The organism is Stieleria sp. JC731, from assembly GCF_020966635.1.
Lineage (GTDB): Bacteria > Planctomycetota > Planctomycetia > Pirellulales > Pirellulaceae > Stieleria.
Map to the genome: position 1 here is coordinate 1245771 of NZ_JAJKFQ010000002.1, position 17840 is coordinate 1263610.

The 17840-nt window shown below is 51.9% G+C and carries 9 protein-coding genes; 7 read left to right on the plus strand and 2 right to left on the minus strand.

The window, feature by feature from the left end:
* Positions 1 to 39: 39 nt before the first annotated feature.
* From LOC67_RS10310 to LOC67_RS10330, 5 genes are all read left to right on the plus strand, one after another.
* Complete coding sequence (locus LOC67_RS10310; protein ID WP_230262514.1) at positions 40 to 660, plus strand: YdeI/OmpD-associated family protein; 621 nt, start codon at positions 40 to 42, stop codon at positions 658 to 660.
* Between the two features lie 39 nt (positions 661 to 699).
* Positions 700 to 1308, plus strand: coding sequence for a hypothetical protein (locus tag LOC67_RS10315; RefSeq protein WP_230262515.1), 609 nt, complete (start codon positions 700 to 702; stop codon positions 1306 to 1308).
* A 142-nt stretch (positions 1309 to 1450) separates the two neighbouring features.
* Entirely contained in the window at positions 1451 to 1813 is a 363-nt protein-coding gene (locus tag LOC67_RS10320; RefSeq protein WP_230262516.1) for a hypothetical protein, read from the plus strand.
* Between the two features lie 476 nt (positions 1814 to 2289).
* Entirely contained in the window at positions 2290 to 3063 is a 774-nt protein-coding gene (gene ygiD, locus LOC67_RS10325; RefSeq protein WP_230262517.1) for a 4,5-DOPA dioxygenase extradiol, read from the plus strand.
* A 16-nt stretch (positions 3064 to 3079) separates the two neighbouring features.
* Positions 3080 to 3574 carry a MarR family winged helix-turn-helix transcriptional regulator gene (locus tag LOC67_RS10330; protein ID WP_230262518.1) on the plus strand — a complete coding sequence of 165 codons (495 nt, stop codon included), beginning with the start codon at positions 3080 to 3082 and terminating at the stop codon, positions 3572 to 3574.
* Between the two features lie 104 nt (positions 3575 to 3678).
* Here the strand turns inward: LOC67_RS10330 and LOC67_RS10335 are convergent, their stop codons facing one another.
* Positions 3679 to 15084, minus strand: coding sequence for a Calx-beta domain-containing protein (locus tag LOC67_RS10335; protein ID WP_230262519.1), 11406 nt, complete (start codon positions 15082 to 15084; stop codon positions 3679 to 3681).
* Between the two features lie 302 nt (positions 15085 to 15386).
* Between LOC67_RS10335 and LOC67_RS10340 the strand changes: the two genes are divergently transcribed.
* A complete protein-coding gene (locus LOC67_RS10340) occupies positions 15387 to 16079 on the plus strand; it encodes a helix-turn-helix domain-containing protein (RefSeq protein ID WP_230262520.1) in 693 nt (230 codons plus the stop codon).
* Positions 16076 to 16702 (plus strand): nuclear transport factor 2 family protein, encoded by a 627-nt coding sequence (locus LOC67_RS10345; protein ID WP_230262521.1) that lies wholly within the window; start codon positions 16076 to 16078, stop codon positions 16700 to 16702. The genes LOC67_RS10340 and LOC67_RS10345 overlap by 4 nt, the downstream gene beginning before the upstream one ends.
* 164 nt (positions 16703 to 16866) lie before the next feature.
* Here the strand turns inward: LOC67_RS10345 and LOC67_RS10350 are convergent, their stop codons facing one another.
* On the minus strand, positions 16867 to 17535 hold the full coding sequence (locus tag LOC67_RS10350) for an ester cyclase (RefSeq protein WP_230262522.1): 669 nt from the start codon (positions 17533 to 17535) through the stop codon (positions 16867 to 16869).
* Between the last annotated feature and the right edge of the window lie 305 nt (positions 17536 to 17840).

Sequence of the window (17840 nt, forward strand, 5' to 3'; positions counted from 1 at the left end):
GCTCATTTCATTCTTCGATCGCAATCAATCCCTACGGAAATGGCAAAAAAGAAATCAAAAGGGGCGACCGCTGCAGCCGCCCTTGTATCGCCTGACGGCAAGCCAGTTATCGCATTTCGTACTCCGGCGCTTTTCGAACGATGGCTCAACAAACATCATGCCGATCATCGTGGTGTTTGGATTCAGTTCTTTAAAAAAGGCAGCGGACTTAAAAGTGTCACATATGCAGAGGCACTTGACGTCGCATTGTGTTTCGGTTGGATCGATGGGCCGGTACGCAAAGGCGACGACGTCTCATGGATTCATAAGTTTACACCGAGGCAAAAACGAAGCGTCTGGTCTCAGGTAAACAAGCAGCATGTCGAACGGCTTATCTGTGACGGCCGCATGAAGCCAGCAGGCCATGCAGCAGTGGAAGCAGCCAAGGCCGATGGCCGTTGGGATAACGCCTATGCCTCGAGTTCGACGTTCGAAGAATCCGAAGCGTTTCTCGCCGCGTTGAAGAAGTCAAAAAGGGCAAGCAAGTTCTACGCGACGCTTTCAAAGTCCAAGAAGTTTGCGTTCTATTGTCGACTCCATAATGCAAAGAAGCCCGAGACCAAAGCAAGGAAAATCACCGAGTTCATCGCAATGCTAGAACGCGGTGAAACCCTGGGATAACATCTATGATGGTAGTGGACGAGGCGACGAGTCCCAACGATGAACCGTAGTGGACGAGGCGACGAGTCCTTCCCCAAAAGGATTTTCATGAAACGAGAGCACTTGAAACGCCTCTCTAGAGAACACTACCAGGCAGAGGCGATTATTCACTGGACTGTCACAATTCTTAACCGTAATAAAGGATGGCTCAATTCGGCATTCTACTATCGGTTTCGAGAGCTCATCACACACACGATGTTTCGGTATGGATTAGCCTGCCCGATTTACTGCATGATGCCGGATCATATTCACATGGTTTGGATCGGACTATACCTTCAATGCGATCAGCTAAATGCGATGAAGCACTTTCATACGCGATGTGACGAATCGCTTCAGCGCGTTGGCTTTGCACTTCAAGATCAAGCCTACGATCATGTCCTGAAAGAAGATGATCGCAAGGAAGCCAATTTCAGGCAGCTATGCGAATACATTGCAAGAAACCCCGAGCGAAGCGGACTTGTGAAAACCGATCAGTTTTCGAAATACCCATTCACCGGATGTCTTGTCCCCGGCTACCCCGAACTAAAAACCTTCGACACAGATTTCTGGGATCGATATGACCGAATCATTTCGCGGCTAAGAAGGCTCGGAATGCAGCAATGGAAGTGACGCCGATAAATTGAGCGGGGTAGTCGATTCTTGAACGATTCGCTCAGCGGTAAGACTCAGAAAGAAGGACTCCTCGCGTCGTCCACTACGAAGAAGTCCCATCTCCTCTACATCCGACTAGACGCTTGCGTTCAAACTCGGCATGACGACAATAGGGACGCGGAAGTTCAAACAACACAGCGGAGTCAGCGTGCGAGAGATTGATCAAAAAGCGGCGATCATGATCGTTATCGAGCATTTCGGAGACATCGAGCCGGGCACGAAATGCTCGGCAGTCTTTTTCGATGCCGAAAGGATTCGTCGCGAGCAAGAATTTCACGCCAAGCTCTATAGCGAAAACGGAGTGAACGATCCCGAGATCCGTCGAGCCATGGTTGCCGCAAATGTGCCCGATCAACCCTATTGGTTGGTCTCACTAAAGTTTTCCAGTAGCTCCGCAGGCGAGATCACGCGTATGCATCGTGTCGATGCTCGAACCGGCAAAGTTCTGCCCGAACCAGCATAGATCATGCACCCTGCCGCTTGAGTATTCAGAGTAGTGGACAAGGTGTAATGGATAAAGCGACGAGTCCTCGCAAGTGATTGACGACGGGGGGATTCGTCGCCTCATCCACTACATTTTCATCCCTTGTCCTTCTGCCTTCCTCCTTTCATCGGCTTCTCTTTTCAGACGCGGTCCTTCGATCGCAACGGGCTTTTCGCGCTCTTCGCGCCACGCCCAACCTGTGGGCCGCCCGGACAAAAGACACCGTCGTAATTTCTGCTCAAGAATTCTTGCCCACGCTCAATCATGCTATTAGCCTTGCCGATATCTGTTGTAACAGATACTATTGATTGGGTTGGCAGATACGCGAAAGCTGGGAGGTCACCTTTACCATGGAACGTCGAGATTTTGGGAAAGCACTTGTAGGCAGCACCTTGTCGATTAACAGTTTGAATCAGCTTGACGCTTTCGCTCAGGAATTACCGCATTCTGAGACGATGCCTGCTTTGTTTCTTGGACACGGCAGTCCCATGAATGCGCTCGAGGAGAATCGCTTTGTGCAAGGATTCCGTTCCGTCGCGAAGACAATCCCAACTCCAAAGGCGATCTTGTGCATCTCAGCCCACTGGTACACACATGGGACGAAGGTCACCGCGATGAAAAAGCCAAAAACGATCCACGATTTTGGCGGATTTCCTCGTGCGTTACATGAATTCCAATACCCGGCGTCTGGAAGTCCAGAGCTAGCCCAGGCGACGGCAGGCCTGATCACCAAGACGTCAGCATCGCTCGATGATTCTTGGGGGCTCGATCACGGAGCGTGGACGGTACTGACCCATCTCTATCCCAACGCCGATGTTCCGGTGGTTCAGTTGAGTCTTGATCGCACAAAAGCACCCGAGGTTCATTTTGCATTGGGCCAGCAGCTTGATGCACTGCGACGACGTGGAATTCTGATTGTTGGCAGCGGGAATATTGTCCACAATCTACGGCTTGTCGATTTTCAGAACATGCAGCGTCGCAATCATGGTTTTGACTGGGCGCTCGAAGCACAGAACTTTGTCAATCAGCAGCTTACCACCGGCGACTACGAGAAGTTAGTCGACTATTCCAAGCAAGGGCGGGCGATGAACTTGGCCGTTCCGACTCCGGATCACTATCTGCCTTTGCTTTATGTGCTCGGTTTGGAGCACAATCCGGATACGCTGAAATTGTTCAACAATGAGATGGTTGGTGGCAGCCTAAGTATGACTTCCGTTCGGCTGGGTTAGAATAAGCTGAAGCTAAATGAAAAAGAAATCTCAGAGGTCAGGTATTGGCCTCGAAATCGGGATGCGCCATCCGGATCAGCTTCTGCCTGAACGCGAAGTCGCTTTGAATCTGGCCAAGACGTTTTCTGCATTGAATCAACCGTTCGATGAATTGTTCAAAGAGCACGGTATTACTTCCGCGCAATACAACGCTCTAAGAATCTTGCGTGGGCATGGCAAGCCGGTATCGGTTTATCAGATCGGCGAGCAAATGTTGACGCGACAGTCAGATCTACCCCGACTGGTCGACCGCCTGGTTTCATTGGGATTCGCTGAAAAGAACCGCTGCGAGAAAGATCGTCGTGTCGTATGGGTGAAACTGACTCGGAAAGGGACCTCGCTTTTAAAGCGGATGGACGAACCTCTAGACAACCTACACCGCGAACAATTGAAGCATCTTAGTCGCGAACAAATGAAACAGCTAAGCGACTTGCTATGGTTAGCCCGCAATCCAGACGCGTCTTCTGATTGAAGGACGAACCCAGCATTCGAAGCCACCAAAGAGCTAAGTCGCAGCACCGTTCTCAATCTCAACGAACGGCTGTGACGGTGCATCTGGCATTTCTCTCATCAACTTTAACAAGACAGTCGGAAGCTTGTCAGAAAAGACCAGAGACTAGAAAGTTCTGAGTCAGATTGGTTATCGATGGTATTGATAAGACGATACAACTGATTGGCCTGCCGACGCAATTCGATCTCGCTTTCCATCATGTCTCCGTCGCCATCGGAATCGTAGATGTAAGCGAAACCACTGGTGGCGTTCGCTTCATCCGTCAATCGATTCGTGGCTTGAAGCAATTGCATCACGGTCAGCTCTGAGTTGTCGTCGACACCAAACGCCGCACCCGTCGAACCGACATTCACCACACGCGTCCCAATTCCGGTGCTGGTGACGTTGAAGCCATAGCTATTCGCGACGGTTCCTGCCAACTGACTGCTGGTGAAATAGGTTGCCAAAGCGACGGCCATGAACTGTGCATCGACCTTCGCCGGTCCGGCACTTTTCTTGGCCCGATGTTTGAACAATTCGTTGCGATAGAATCTTGCGACGTCCGCACCATCGGCTCCAGACAGGGAGTCACCGAAGATATTGCCGAAGTTAATTGTAAGCCAAATCGCCAAGTCTTCACCGCCACTGGTGATCAACGCCCGACCGCGTTTGTTTTGCCAGAATCCAATTCCCGCGGTGTCACCCGATGTTACTTGGGACCCGATCTCGGCAAAGGTGTAATCGAACGCGTCGACATCCGAAATTGTCAGCTGCATCGTGTCATCGCCGATCTGCAAGCCGCCGAGCGAACCAAGTGATTCGCCACCGTCAGAGACTCCGGTCGGTTGGATCTGATACAACTGGTAGGTCGATGCCGGCAAGTCTTCGAATAAATACAACCCACCGTCACTGGTCAGTTGGTTGATCGCATTGCCGTGTGAATCGAGTACCGCATTTCCATTTTGATCGCGTAGTTCGACCACAACACCGTTGATTCCTGGTTCATTGGCATCGAACTGGCCGTTTTGATTCACATCGACGAACACAACGCCAGAGATGCTGGCCATGTTGATCAAGTCAATCTGCACATTCGCGGTGTCGAAGCCGCCATCTCCATCGCTGACTGTCACTTCCAAATCGAAGGAGGAGGTGGTTTCATAATCAAGCTGTGAAGCGTCAACAACCGAGATCGCTCCCGAAGCCGAGTCAATCGCAAAAGCCGTCGCCCCACTTCCACCGGTGATTGAGAATTCAAGTGTATCCGCCCCCGGGTCGGTTGCGGTTACAACTCCGATGAGTGTGCCGTTGGGCGAGTTCTCAACGATGGAGAATGTCGCGTCTGACGCGGTTGGTGCTACGTTGGTGATATTCAAGTTGAAGCTTGCTGCGGAGATCCCTCCCCTTCCATCGTCTGCCGTGATCACGATCGTCTGTGATTCCGATGGGCCATTTGAACTCTCAAAACTCCACGCCCATCGGTCGTCACTTGATTTTACTATGATGCCGTTGGACGCTGACAACGTCACTTCGTCACCCAGATCCAAATCACTCCATGATCCGGTGTTCGAGGCAATGACTCCTTCAGAAACTGTCACGGATTCCAAGTCGAACGATAGTTCTGGAGCATCATTCACACCTACGATCGTGATGGTCGCCGATTGGTTAACCGATCCGCCGTTTCCGTCAGAAATGTCGTAGTGATACTCCAGAATTTCGTGGCCATTACTGGGAATCGACTGATACAGTGACAAATCAATCGACAGCGACATCCCCTCGATTGTCACCCCGGCGTCATCTCCAGCGGCGTGCGTCAGACCGACGACGCTCATCTCATCACCATCGATATCGGCTGCTCCTTGCAGCAGATCGATAAGAACGAGTCCTTGATCTTCATTCGCGCTGAATAAGATGGGGCCCGAAATGCTCGGCGCGACATTCGCCGGAACAACAGTGACGTAGACAGTCGCGGTAAAGAGTTGCCCAGTGTTGTTAGAGACACTGTACTGAAAGTTATCGGGACCAAAGTAATCCAGGGCAGGCGTGTAGGTGATCGACCCGTCCAGGTTGATTTGGCTCGTTCCATGCTCGGGCTGGGTAATCGATTGGATGTCCAATTCGCCATCGCCAACATCGTTTGCTCGCACGTCAACCGTGATCGATTCGTCCTCGATCAAGCTGACATAGTCGTCACCGATTCGCTGTGCGAGCGCCAATCCAACCGGATCGCTGATGCTGCCGTTGACGAGACCATCGGAATCCCCTGAACCGCCATCAACAAGGTGCAACACGATTCGGGACGGGGCAGACAGAATCTGTGCCCCGATACCGCTCGCCTCATCGTAAGCGAACTCGTAGTAATGAGGCGTTGGATTATCTGGAGTCACCCCAAACTTGTAAATCGCGTTAAAAGACTCCGCCTCATCAAAAAAGATCGTGATGGTTGTCGAATCGCCGGGGTTTTCGACGTCGACGGTGAACTGTGTGAATCCAATCGGAAATTCAATCCCTTGTGGTGGCGCGACGTCAAAACTTGGAATCGACGTACTGAGTACATTTGTAAGCGTGAAACCGTTCGCCGCGGCAATTGTGAGGTTTGATCCACTCACCACGCTTGGTAGTGAAGCGACGTTGTCTTGATCACTGTCGTTTATTCCATCGCCATTCCCATCTCCAATAGCACGTTCAATCTCGTCGCCAACGCCATCGGTATCTGAGTCGTCACCGCCATAAATAGAGAAAGTCAATATCGCGCTGGCTGATCCGTCTCGTGATGAAACTTGGAAAGCATCCGATTCTTGATCGCCGTCATTCAAGAATTGAACGGCCGCGTTGTCCAAGTCATAGATCCAGCTGCCATCGCTGTGGATTGTGAGACTGCCGAAGTTTCCGATTTGGGTTGATGGAACAACGTATGCTTCGCCCTGGTCCACATCATCAACGGACAGAAGTCCAGCGACAAAATCAGTGTCTTCATCGATCACGGGACTGAGGTCACCATGCAGAGATGCCGGATCGTTCTCACCGTTGATTGTCATGGCGACGGTTCCGACCGAGGACTTGCCTGTCGCATCGGTGACCGTATAAGTGAACTGATCGGTCGCCGACATTCCTTCCGGCAAATAGTCGAATGCCGTTCCTGGGTCATAGGAAAAACTACCATCAAGAAGACCGACGACGGTGGCGCCGGACGCCAGCGAGATCGAGATTTCTCCTGCCTCTGAACGTCCCTCCAAAGCAAACCAGGCCCCCTGAATCCCCGTCGCCACAGTCGGCTCACGGAATTCCGGCACAAGCAATCGTGAGTGGATGAAAGAATCATCTTCGCCGGGTGAATTGTTGAGTAGCAACCCAGCACTGCCCGTCGTACCGAACTTTCCGGTACCCAACATCAGGGCGTACCAACCGGGTTGTAGTATCGCATCGATGTCCGCACGCACATTTCCGTCACTTCCGAACGCGAGCGGAATCACCGTTGATGCGATCACATCCGGAGTTGAAAGGTCAAACGAATCAGGGAAATCGTTCTCGTTCTCCAAAGCCACGACCGATGCAAACAGACCCGTGCTGGTGAGGAACTTAAAATTGCCTCCCACTCGGTCCAGGTGAAGGGTTTCTTCGACCTGGAAGCGAACTCCGTAGAAATTGCCTTCATTGATCACCGTGTAAACTTCCGAAGATCCCGAATCGATCGAGGCAGTTGCGAAGGAATAAGATGCGTAGATTGGAATCGGATCGCCTTCGATCGCGGTGACGCCCAGCTCGGTGCCTTCCGCATCTCGATCATTCGCTATTATGCCAGGAGCTTCGATCGTCAAAGAATCGTTTTCTGCGACCGCATACTCGTCTGCAACCGCATTCGGGGCATCATCGACACCATTGATCGTGATCGTGACCGTCGCTGTTGAAGACAATCCGCCTTCATCCACGACCGTATATGTGAAGACCTCTTCGACAGCTTGGCCTGCCGTCATCGAATCATAAGCAGTGCGAGGGTCAAAGACGAAGTTCCCTTCCGATGAGGTTTGAAGAATAGCGCCGGAAGACAATGTCAGGGTCGAACCGGCGGGTTGACCATTGACCGTCGCTAAACGTAGTTGTCGGCCGTCCACGTCCGTGTCATTCGACAAGATGCCGACGTTGGTAACCGGGGTCAGAAGCGAATCTTCCGAGACGAAGTACGAATCATCTTCAGCAATTGGCGCATCATTCTCCCCGGCAACTGAAATCGCTACACGTCCAGTGTCAATTCGTCCGCCGGAGTCTTCGATCGTGTAGCTGAACTCATCGACGCCGGTTTCTCCGGTTGCAAGGTCGTCAAATGCGCCGGCTGGATTGTACGAAAAACTGCCGTCTGAATTTGCAAGGATCCTCGCGCCCGACCCCAGCGTGACTGTCCTCATCGTCGACAAGGTGCTACCTTCCAAAACGAAACGTGCCCCGGGAATTCCGGATGCCGCCGTTGGTGCTAGGAACCTTGGCACACCTGGCTGTGCATGGATAAATGATTGATCGCCAACTGGGTCGCTATTGAGAAATAAATTCGTAATGCCGTTCGAACCAAATTTCCCTGTGCCGAACATGACCGCATACCAGCCCGGCTGCAATGTCACGTCAATCGCTCCACGTTTGTCACCGTCATCTTGAAAAGCAAGCGGGATGACAGTGGTGGCGAGCACATCAGGCGTCGAAAGATCCTCCGAGTCAGGCAAATCCGTTGCATCATCGAGTGCGACGACTGCGGCAAACGGCCCCGTCCCGGTAAAGAATTGGAAGTTTCCACCCACTTGATCCAAATGCGTGGTCGCTGTCACTTCAAATCGAACGCCGTAAAAATTATCGCTGTTAAGCGACGTTGCCAGATATGGCAACGACGGATTTAACGCAGCGGTCTCGAACAAGAACGGCCCCTCTTCTAGAATCGGTTGCCCATCAATTTCGGTCAGCGAGATCGTCGTCCCTGGAGATGCAAAATCATCGCGAAGAAGACCAAGCAGACTGTCGACTTCCAACATCTGCTTTTCTCTGGCTACAAAGTCGTCATCAACGGCAACTGGACCTTCGCCACCGATGAATACTTCCTGCGACATCGACGTGAAGCGATAACCATCGGCGATTTCCATCGTCAGGACGTGAAGCCCGGTACTGTTGGAAGACAACTCAACGACATTCCCTTGTGAGGAGTCCACCGTGACTCCATCCAGAGTCAAGTCCCAAGAAATTGAAGTGGATGTGTCGAGAAACTCATCGGGCACCACGGTGTTGAGATTCAGGCTTTGCCCTAAATCAGAAAGACGGGGCAAGCCAATGACATTGGTCATGCCTTCACCGGAAATCATTGGAGAACCATCGATTTCGATTTCAAATGAATCAATGCTTAGCGTGATGTGTCCCGCATAATTTTCCGAAAGCTGAATACTAGATTCTGCATCGCTGTAAACGGTGATTAAATCCAGTTCATCGGTTTGGAGTGTGATTGAAGCGTCCTGGCCGGCAGAGCCACTAAAGATCTCTTCCCCATTCCGCGTGATCACCGCGAATCCTGAACCGGCGGAGACTGCCAGGGTATCCTGCGAGCCGTTCGCGGAATCCAGCACAAGCGAATCGTCGTTGATGATGGAACCGTCTGCAAACGATCGAAGCAATACGGCGTTCATCGGATCTTTGAGTACTAACTGGAAGGATTCGTCGTTCTCGAAATCCGAGTCCGCAAAAACCTGCACCTCGACCTGTCGATCGGACAGATCACCCGGCTGCCAGGTCAATGTGCCGGTGACAGCTTCGAAATCCTCACCAGCAGTTGCGGTTTGAGAGATCACTTCGTAGTCAACGGTGATGGGCAAATGACTCGACTCTCCAATCGCTGACACGGTGAAGGAAAACACATTGTTTTGCGCGCCCGTCGACTCCCGTCCTACGGCATCAAACGCAGCCAGGTAGACAGGAGTAATATTGCCAATCTCCGCCGTTTCAATTTCGGACGAGATTGCCGACGCATATCCCAGCAAATCAAATTCAGCTGCCGATAGCTCACCGCGATTTAGCTGTTCGATGCGTTCAACCAAATTTGTTTGTGCGATTTGTTGAACACGTACGACATGCTCCAAAAAGGCTTGACTGCCTTCCGGCGTGACTTGTTCGATTTGCAAATTGGCGTTCGCCAGTGCCGTCGCAACGGACTCCAGAATGGATGCATCGATTTGCACCCCGGATCGGACTGAAACTCCCTCGATCACGTTTCCAACAACAAGTGGAATCGACGAACGGAAGGACGATCCGCCTCGAGCAACTTTTTCGGCAACATCGATGAAGACCCAATCGGCGTACTGTTGCAATGACAAAGACGGTTCAGCGGCATGGAATAACTTGGAGATTCCGATCACCAAGTTGTAGAGTTCGGTTTCTCTCGCAAACAGCAACGCCGAATCGGTGTATCCATTGGCGGCGGCAACGATAAAATTGGTATCGGCGGTGACAACGTTTGTTGCCCCCAGAGCATCAAGTACCCGGCGTTCCGCTAACGCATGTCCAGCTTCACTCCTCTCATAGTCTCCCGTTTCTAGAAGTGAAGTGATCAGGGTTGAAGTTGGTGTGATGACGGAGAAGGTAGACGGAGCACGCGATGAGATCTCGATCGGCCGGTCCACTGAGACGTCCACTCCACCGGTGGCAATCCACTGACCTTCGTTGGGATCAAGTATTCCGTTCTCATTGGCATCAACGGTTTCCATGCCGAAGATCAAGGTTCGTCCATCAATCGATGTAACGGCAGACGGCTCCGACGGATCAAAGCTCCCGTTAAAGTTGGCGTCCACGAAAACAGTACGGTTGGCTGAGGGACCAAACAACGATTCGACTGCTTCTACGACCGAGTTAATGCTGAGTCCCGAAACCCCACAGTTGGAACACGTATTTCGTTGCAGCCATTCTGAGGCACCGTCATCCCATGTATCGATCGCGTCGAGAACTTTCTCTGTTGTGATCTCACGCGTGTTGAAATTCCAAGCAGGAATTTCAATATGCCCAGTTTGCAGGTCTAGCTTGACGTTTTCTCCAAGCCAGTCCCCCACCTTAACGAATATTTTGAAGCTTAAATCATAAAGGGAACCGACATAGTCAAGCATGATGTTCTTGGACACTTCGGCGGCCAATTTCCGCATGAACCCCCATTCATCTCGATCGAAGTCTGCGCGTATCCCCGCTTCGTCAAAAACGGCAGCCCCCGTTCCCGGGTATCTCTCACGCAGATACTGAGTCGTTTTGACGGGAACTTCCGCAACAATGTTGAACGGCGGCGGAATCAACTTCACCAGTAAGTCGGCCGAAGCGAGGATCGCATCAACAATCGAGTTTTGGTTTTCCGCTAGCTTTTGCTTAATGCTATTGGAAACCTCACTTGCTTCATCCTTAACCTGCTCGGAAATGTAAGCGTCGAGATTTGACACCAGCTGCAAGGATTGCGAAACACTTAGGATTTCATTGTCGGTGATCTTAACAGTCGCATAGTGCAGTCGAGGATCCACCGGTAGCAACGCATTTCTGGCGTTAATTAGTTTGAGCCGAAAGTCTTCCCTGTACTCACTCTGTTCGTCATCTTCGATGATCACATCCAGCAAAGCCTTTGTCTGGCCGGCAGGAATTGATACCGAATGAACCGTCGGAATGAAGTCGGTGCCGAGTCGCGCCGATCCACCTATGTATTCGACTCCAACGGATACGGTTTCGGATGCAGGCCGAGTCAACTCTACTTGCAGCGTCGTGTAGTTAATTCCTTCAACAACCGTCTGTTCCGCCACCGTCCAGAATAGGCGCTGAGGTTCATCGTCATCCCGAAGCACCGTTGTCAACACCGTTGAGTTCGCGAACTCACCTGAGGTGGGCGATTGCGCGTAAACACGAATTTGCTCGTCACCTTCGAAATCGACATCATTAATCGGCGATACGCCAATACTAACTGAAACTTCGCCGGCCGGAATCGTGATCGATGACGGTCCGGCGTAGTCGATGCCTCTTGTGGCACTTCCACGGTAGAGAAGCGGGATGGTGATGCTCTCGTTCGAAGGGGCGGAAAGGGTTGCAAAGATTTGATATTGGCTATCGCTTTCCAGAACCGAGAAACTTGCCTGACGGAGTCGAATGATGGGATCTTCGTCACGAATCACAATGGCGGTTTGCTGTAGATCTCCCACAGCAACACCTGAGACGTCACCGAATTGTAGGTAAAGGTTATCCGTCGGTTCATTCAATGAATCGTCTAGCAAATTCACCGTGATCGACTTGGAAGTCTCGAGCGGATCAAACGTCACCGATGTGGTTGAAAGCGTGTAATCAATACCTTCGACCGCAGTTCCTTTAACGACAATCGGAATCGTTACAGCTTGACTGAGCGGGTTCGAGAGCACGACATTGACTGTGATCGAAGATTCATCTTCGAATGCCTCAATCGTTTCGGTCGAGAATGATACGCTCGCAATGTCATTGTCCAGAATTTCGGTGACGATCGTACGTGAGGTCCCAAGCAAAGCCGTCCCTGGATCTTCAAGCTGGACAGCAAAATACTCGATTGGCTCATCGATCAGATCGTCGTTGATATTGACGCGCAAACTGGATTCGAGGCTGCCGGGCAAAAACAGGATCGAACCGTCCAGCAAAAAGAAGTCCTCTCCGTTCTCGGCCGTCCCACTGATGGAGTATGGCACGCTGATCGCTTGGTCCGAAATCGCCGACAGGCGTGCCGTCAGGTACAGTTCCGAGACATCCTCGGACGTGATTCGATAGGCCGAATCGAGGCGGATCTCTGGGGCATCGTTTTGTGGAATCGTCACCACCGCACGGGTTGATTGTCCAGACGTCGTAGACAGGTCCGCGCCAATCGGTTGCTGCATTTCCACGATCAGATTTTCCGCGAGCTCACGCTCGGTATCGTCGACCAATAGCAAATCGAATTGACTAGAGGTTGCGCCTGCCGGTACCGTGATCACCATCGACGATGGCGTTTGAAAGTCTGATCCGATGGTTACCGACCCGGTAAACATGACTGGAATTTGCACGTCTCGACCTGCCGGTTCGCTAAGCGATGCGACAAGCGTGACCTTTTGATCTTGTTCCGCAAAGACACCTCCGGTCGCGGAGAAGTACGCGGTGGGCACGTCATCATTGTCCGTAATCCGGATCGTGTGCGTGGGGATCACACCGGCCGAAACGCCGGCGACTGCGCCGATGGCTAACTCAATCATCTCGGTGCTCTCACTCAATAGATCATTTGTAATATCAACGCTCACGGTGGCAGTTGTTGCGCCAGCGGGAATCAGCAAAGTTCCAACTTCGGCATCATCTCCATGCGCGGTCCCGGAAACGACAAGAGGGACTTCGATATGCGTTGCCAGACCGATTCCATTGTCCAGCGAGACCTCCACACTCAGACTGCCAACGTCTTCAGTGACGCTTTGTTCGGAAACCGAAAAAGAAAGCGGAGCCCCGACCGCGACCACCGTGCCTGCGGTGCTAGTGAAGCCATCGGAATCTGTCACCTGCAGACTGACCGGGTAAAGACCGTCCGCCGTGAAAGTGTGGCTAACGCTCTGCAGATCACTTCCTGAAACCGTGTCTCCGTCGAAGTCCCACAAGTAGGACAGTGTGTCATTCGCCCCATCGGTGACTAACACATCAAATAGAATCGATTCACCCGGATGCGCGGTTATATAGCTCGGCAATCCAGATATCGCTGGCGCTATGTTTTGAACCGTAAGCATCGAGGTATACTGTTCGCCATAGTCACCGTCCTCATCTTGAAGTAAGACACGGAAGTCCGCATTGGTGCCTCCGCTGGCATAGACATGCGAATATGTTCCTGATGCGGTTACGGCAGTTTCGGTATTGTCGCCCCATTGAATTGTTGCTGCGGTTTTGTCCTCACCCGGATCCACCAAGGTGAGTTCAATAGAGTATTCACGGGCTTCTTCGGGAGAGCCGAGTGGCGTCACCAGGGCACTGGGAACAACATTGCTGATCGTAACGTGCGTGATCGTTTCACCAATCCCTCCGTAAGGATCGACGACCGTCAGCTTGACTTCATAGTCGCCGTCGTCCGGAAAGACGTGAAACACCGACTCTCCTTCCATCAATGTTCCGTCACCGAAATTCCAAATGTATTTGAGCGAATCGCCATCGGGATCTGACGAACCTGACCCAGAGAACTCGACGGCGTGTCCTTCCTTCCGGTCAACGATTGGTGTCGCAATTCCCATCGACGGCGTTGGCAGGGAATTAAGAACGTTAACGATACGCGTTGCGGTCGAAGTCAGTCGGTCATTGTCACGGTCTTGATCCAAGTCTGTTGCTTCGATGAACAGCTCGTACGTGCCAATTCCGTAAGAATCGAAGTTGAACGAGTCACCAGAGATGTTCTCCGTATATTCGCGTGAAAAAATTGCTTCGCCATTGCGCGTGACGATAACTCGTGAGGCGCTTCCTGAATCATCTTCCGTCGACCAATTGAAAGCTTGTGGTGTCGATGCAGCTTCGGATCCCTCAGAGCCTCCGACTTGAATCACGGGCGGTTCAATGTCATCGTCGATCAGTGTGAATGAACGAGTGAGCTCGCGACTACTCGTACCATCGCTGACTCCCGCTTGGATGACATACTGCTGCGGTAAAGAGCCAACGAGATCGGTGGGGTCGATGGCAATCGAACCACTACGACTCGAAGAACTTTCGATCATCTCTCCATCGCGTGTAACCGTGATGACATTGCCGGAGTAGAGACCACTTAAATTGTCACCATCCGCATCTGCTCCCGACCAAACAATTTGAAGGGGCAGATCATCATCTGTCCTGATTCCAGTCGGACTGGATAGCGACAAAGTGGGACGCCGATTGGCAACGATTCGTAAATTGTCAATAAACCAATTGTCACGCTCACTGCTAAACAGCCCACCATAGTCTGACTGTCCATAGTCAAATTCCAATTCGAAATTTTGGTGAAGTGCATCCGCTGGCAGATCTATCTTCACATGCGTGAATGCCGTTGATGAATATCCGGTGGGGTTCAGTGCAAGTAAACGCGTTTGCCAGTCGGGAGGAACCCAAAAAATTCGATCACTTACTCGCCGATAGTCGACGAATAGATGGTCTTCGGATTCTGGCATATCTCCACCGCCTCCAGGCTGAAAGTCGAATTCAACGTACGCCGAATCAAAGCCACTTAGATCTGCATAAAAATGGGAGCGTCGAGGAGGGCTGTAATACTGAGTTGAGAAGTTGCCAAACTTCTTTGCATACGAACCATTTGGCGAATTAATAGGGCCGCCTGCACTGCCTTCCAGAGAGCCACTGGTGTATCCCGGTGGCTCAAAGTTTTCATAAAGAACAGTTGCTGCCAGCAGCCGTCGATCTTCAAGTAGCTCCGCTTGCAAGCGACGACGGGCAGCTTTCTTGCGTTGATTCACACGTTGCTTGCTGCTTGGCTTAATCGAGCGGTTCCGGAAAATCGGCATTTCAGCTTTCTCAAAGACGGAAGTTGGGATCTTTCTGCCCTGTAAACAGAATTCGTCCCGACCGTATTAAACTGCTGAAAGTCCGTCCAGGAACGGAACCGGAACGCTGGCCTAGGTGGCGTTGTTGCGTCTGCGAATGGCATCTATGGCGGGCTGAGTCTCAGGTTTTGCTCGGCAACCCAAAAAATACTATGTGAATTTCCGCTAACGGCCGCTTTTTGATTGAGTCAGAATTGCTCTGTTTTCGGTCGTTATTCACAATCGAGTATGCAACATACGATTTCCGCTCGTGCCGAGACCTGATGCGACCAGCCAAAGTCCAGACCGATCCTCAAGAGCCCCGAGGATGCAATGGAGAATTGATCCGGCACTTTCGTCACCAGGCTGGTCTGAGCCAACAGGAGCTTGCCGAGCGATGCGATTGCTCGGAGCGATTGATCCGCAAAGCAGAACAAGGTGGCAACTGTTCGGCCAATAGTTTGACCGTGATCGCGAAGAACCTCAGCACCAAAGATCTGAAGCTCGTTGCCGAGGACTTGAAATCCTTCCCCATTGCGATGGCTAAACGCTACAACGACGCGTTGTACTCGCATCAAGCCGAAATTGTTGATGCCATCGAAGACATGCTGGACGACGAAGTTCACTTTCGCGTCAACGGTGATCCGATGGAAATTCCCTTCGCGGGTGATTACCGCGGAGTCGAAGAACTGCGAGAAGGTTTCCGGCGTTTCTTTTCGGTCCTCGAAGTACCAGATGACGTCGACCATCAATCAACCCACAATTTCTACTCTCATGGGCTTGAGGTCTACATGTGGGGAGACAGCTGGATTCATCCTCGGGGCATGCCGCTTCAAGAACCAATGAAGCTGAGTCATTACTTTAGGTTTCAAGCCGGGAAGCTGGTTTGGTTTGAAGACCAATTCGACATTCGCCATGCCTCACATTTGTTTGAAGGATTCCGGGTGTTGTCGGCTCAAGTCGATCGAGTGCGATGATGCGAAGTGTGAAGGTTGACGGTCCAAAGCTGAAACAACTGCGTCTGCTGGCGGGAATGACACAGGAGCAACTCGCCAAACAACTCGGGTATTCTGATCGGTTGATTCGTAAGTTGGAAAACGGCGGACCGATCAGCCGTTCCGCTCGAAACGATGTGCTTCAGTTCTGGCAAGAGTATTTCGCTTTAGCAGGTCGCAATGCTCGATCTGATCTAAATATCGACCTCTTTGCCAGCGCGGAGGGGGCGGAACTGGAACAACAGACTCGGCGTTGGTTCGACGACGTTTTCAATAGCCGCAATCTCGAACCGATTGACGACCTTGTGCACCACGACGCAGTGCTGCTTGCCGCAGGGAAACGATTTCAGGGACGAGATTCTATTCGGCAACACTTCCGTGCGATATTTTTGACCTTTGAATCGATTCACTTAACGATCGAACGGGTCCATGTCGACTCTTCGACTGCCGTTGTGTTTTGGAAGGCTGCCATGGTGCAAGCCAGCGAATTTGCCAAAGTCTCATCGACGCCAGACACCATCGACATGAACGGTAGCTCATTGTTGCGTTTCGAAGATCAGCTGATTCGCGAGATCCGAGAACATTGGAACCAGAGCAGCGTTTAGAAAAATTTGAGCTGCCATTGAGCTTCCATGTGTGATCGTGGTCATTGGGCTTTCGGTTTCGAACTTTATCCGCAGGATGTCGACGTCCATGACGAAGTATCCTCGGCAAGCGAGGATCGTGGCATCGGAAACAACTCCGAACGGGACTCGAAGTTTGCGATCGGTTAGACGGGACGGGATGCGTCCCCGTTGATCTGCCGGATGCAGTCGTCAATGTCCCAATGATCTCGAACCGAGATGATTTGGCCGTTATGGACTGTCGCCTGGGAACTTCCTTTGACCTCGATCCAACGACCGGAGGCGGGGATGCCCAGGAATTCACCCACGTGCTTTTTACGGACACTCCAATAAACCGCAAACGCGTTGGCTTGGGTGATGATGCTTTCCACCGTCAGTGTCAGTGGATCGAAAGCCGAAAGCACATGAGAGACACGGTTTCGAATCACATCACGGCCGTGTCGGACTTCACCTTCGGAAAGGATCTCGACATGTTCCGACATCATTTCGTCGATGACGGACAGGTCGCGTTGATTGTAAACACAGTCAAACCAGCGACGGCAAAAGGCTGCGACGTCGCCTTCGGGTTCGGAACTCAAAAAAGCGGAAACCGGAAGTTTGACGATGGGATCTTTTTGGTTGTATGTCTCGACCACATCGTCAAGTGTTTGCAAGAGCACCGGGCCTCCTTGTTCCAGTTTTCGAAGCACGCGATCGCTGTAGCCAGCAAGTTTCGCCGCGGCTTCCTGGGTGAGGCCCAGCCGAATCCGACGGTCCCGCAGTGCCTTGCCATCGACAGGCAAACCTCGACCGCTGTTAGATGCCTTTGTATCCATCAACTGAACTTATCGCGTGGTCGCCGCGATCTTCCAAAGTGTTTCTCTTCGCAGCATGTGTGTCTCGCCGCTTACGCCCTATCTTACTTGAGTTTGACCTCAAGCCTTTCCGGCGGCGCTCGATAAGCGAAAACGACAGCATCAAGATAAGTTCTAGGTACCTGCCGATCAACTCGGCGGCAGTCCACGCCGGGTGTGTACGATATTGGCCCAGCCAAAGCTTGCGGAGAAGAAGTCAACAGCCAGCGAGACCTGCCAACGCGGTCTGCGCTCATGCCGGAAGAACGGAATTCTTCGAGCTCGCA

Excerpts from the sequence above, each read along its gene's own strand:
- LOC67_RS10330 (WP_230262518.1), top strand. The coding sequence starts at position 3,080 with ATGAAAAAGAAATCTCAGAGGTCAGGTATTGGCCTCGAAATCGGGATG.
- ygiD (WP_230262517.1), top strand. The coding sequence starts at position 2,290 with ATGCCTGCTTTGTTTCTTGGACACGGCAGTCCCATGAATGCGCTCGAG.
- LOC67_RS10315 (WP_230262515.1), top strand. The coding sequence starts at position 700 with ATGAACCGTAGTGGACGAGGCGACGAGTCCTTCCCCAAAAGGATTTTC.
- LOC67_RS10320 (WP_230262516.1), top strand. The coding sequence starts at position 1,451 with ATGACGACAATAGGGACGCGGAAGTTCAAACAACACAGCGGAGTCAGC.
- LOC67_RS10310 (WP_230262514.1), top strand. The coding sequence starts at position 40 with ATGGCAAAAAAGAAATCAAAAGGGGCGACCGCTGCAGCCGCCCTTGTA.
- LOC67_RS10340 (WP_230262520.1), top strand. The coding sequence starts at position 15,387 with ATGCGACCAGCCAAAGTCCAGACCGATCCTCAAGAGCCCCGAGGATGC.
- LOC67_RS10350 (WP_230262522.1), bottom strand. The coding sequence starts at position 17,535 with ATGGATACAAAGGCATCTAACAGCGGTCGAGGTTTGCCTGTCGATGGC.
- LOC67_RS10335 (WP_230262519.1), bottom strand. The coding sequence starts at position 15,084 with ATGCCGATTTTCCGGAACCGCTCGATTAAGCCAAGCAGCAAGCAACGT.
- LOC67_RS10345 (WP_230262521.1), top strand. The coding sequence starts at position 16,076 with ATGATGCGAAGTGTGAAGGTTGACGGTCCAAAGCTGAAACAACTGCGT.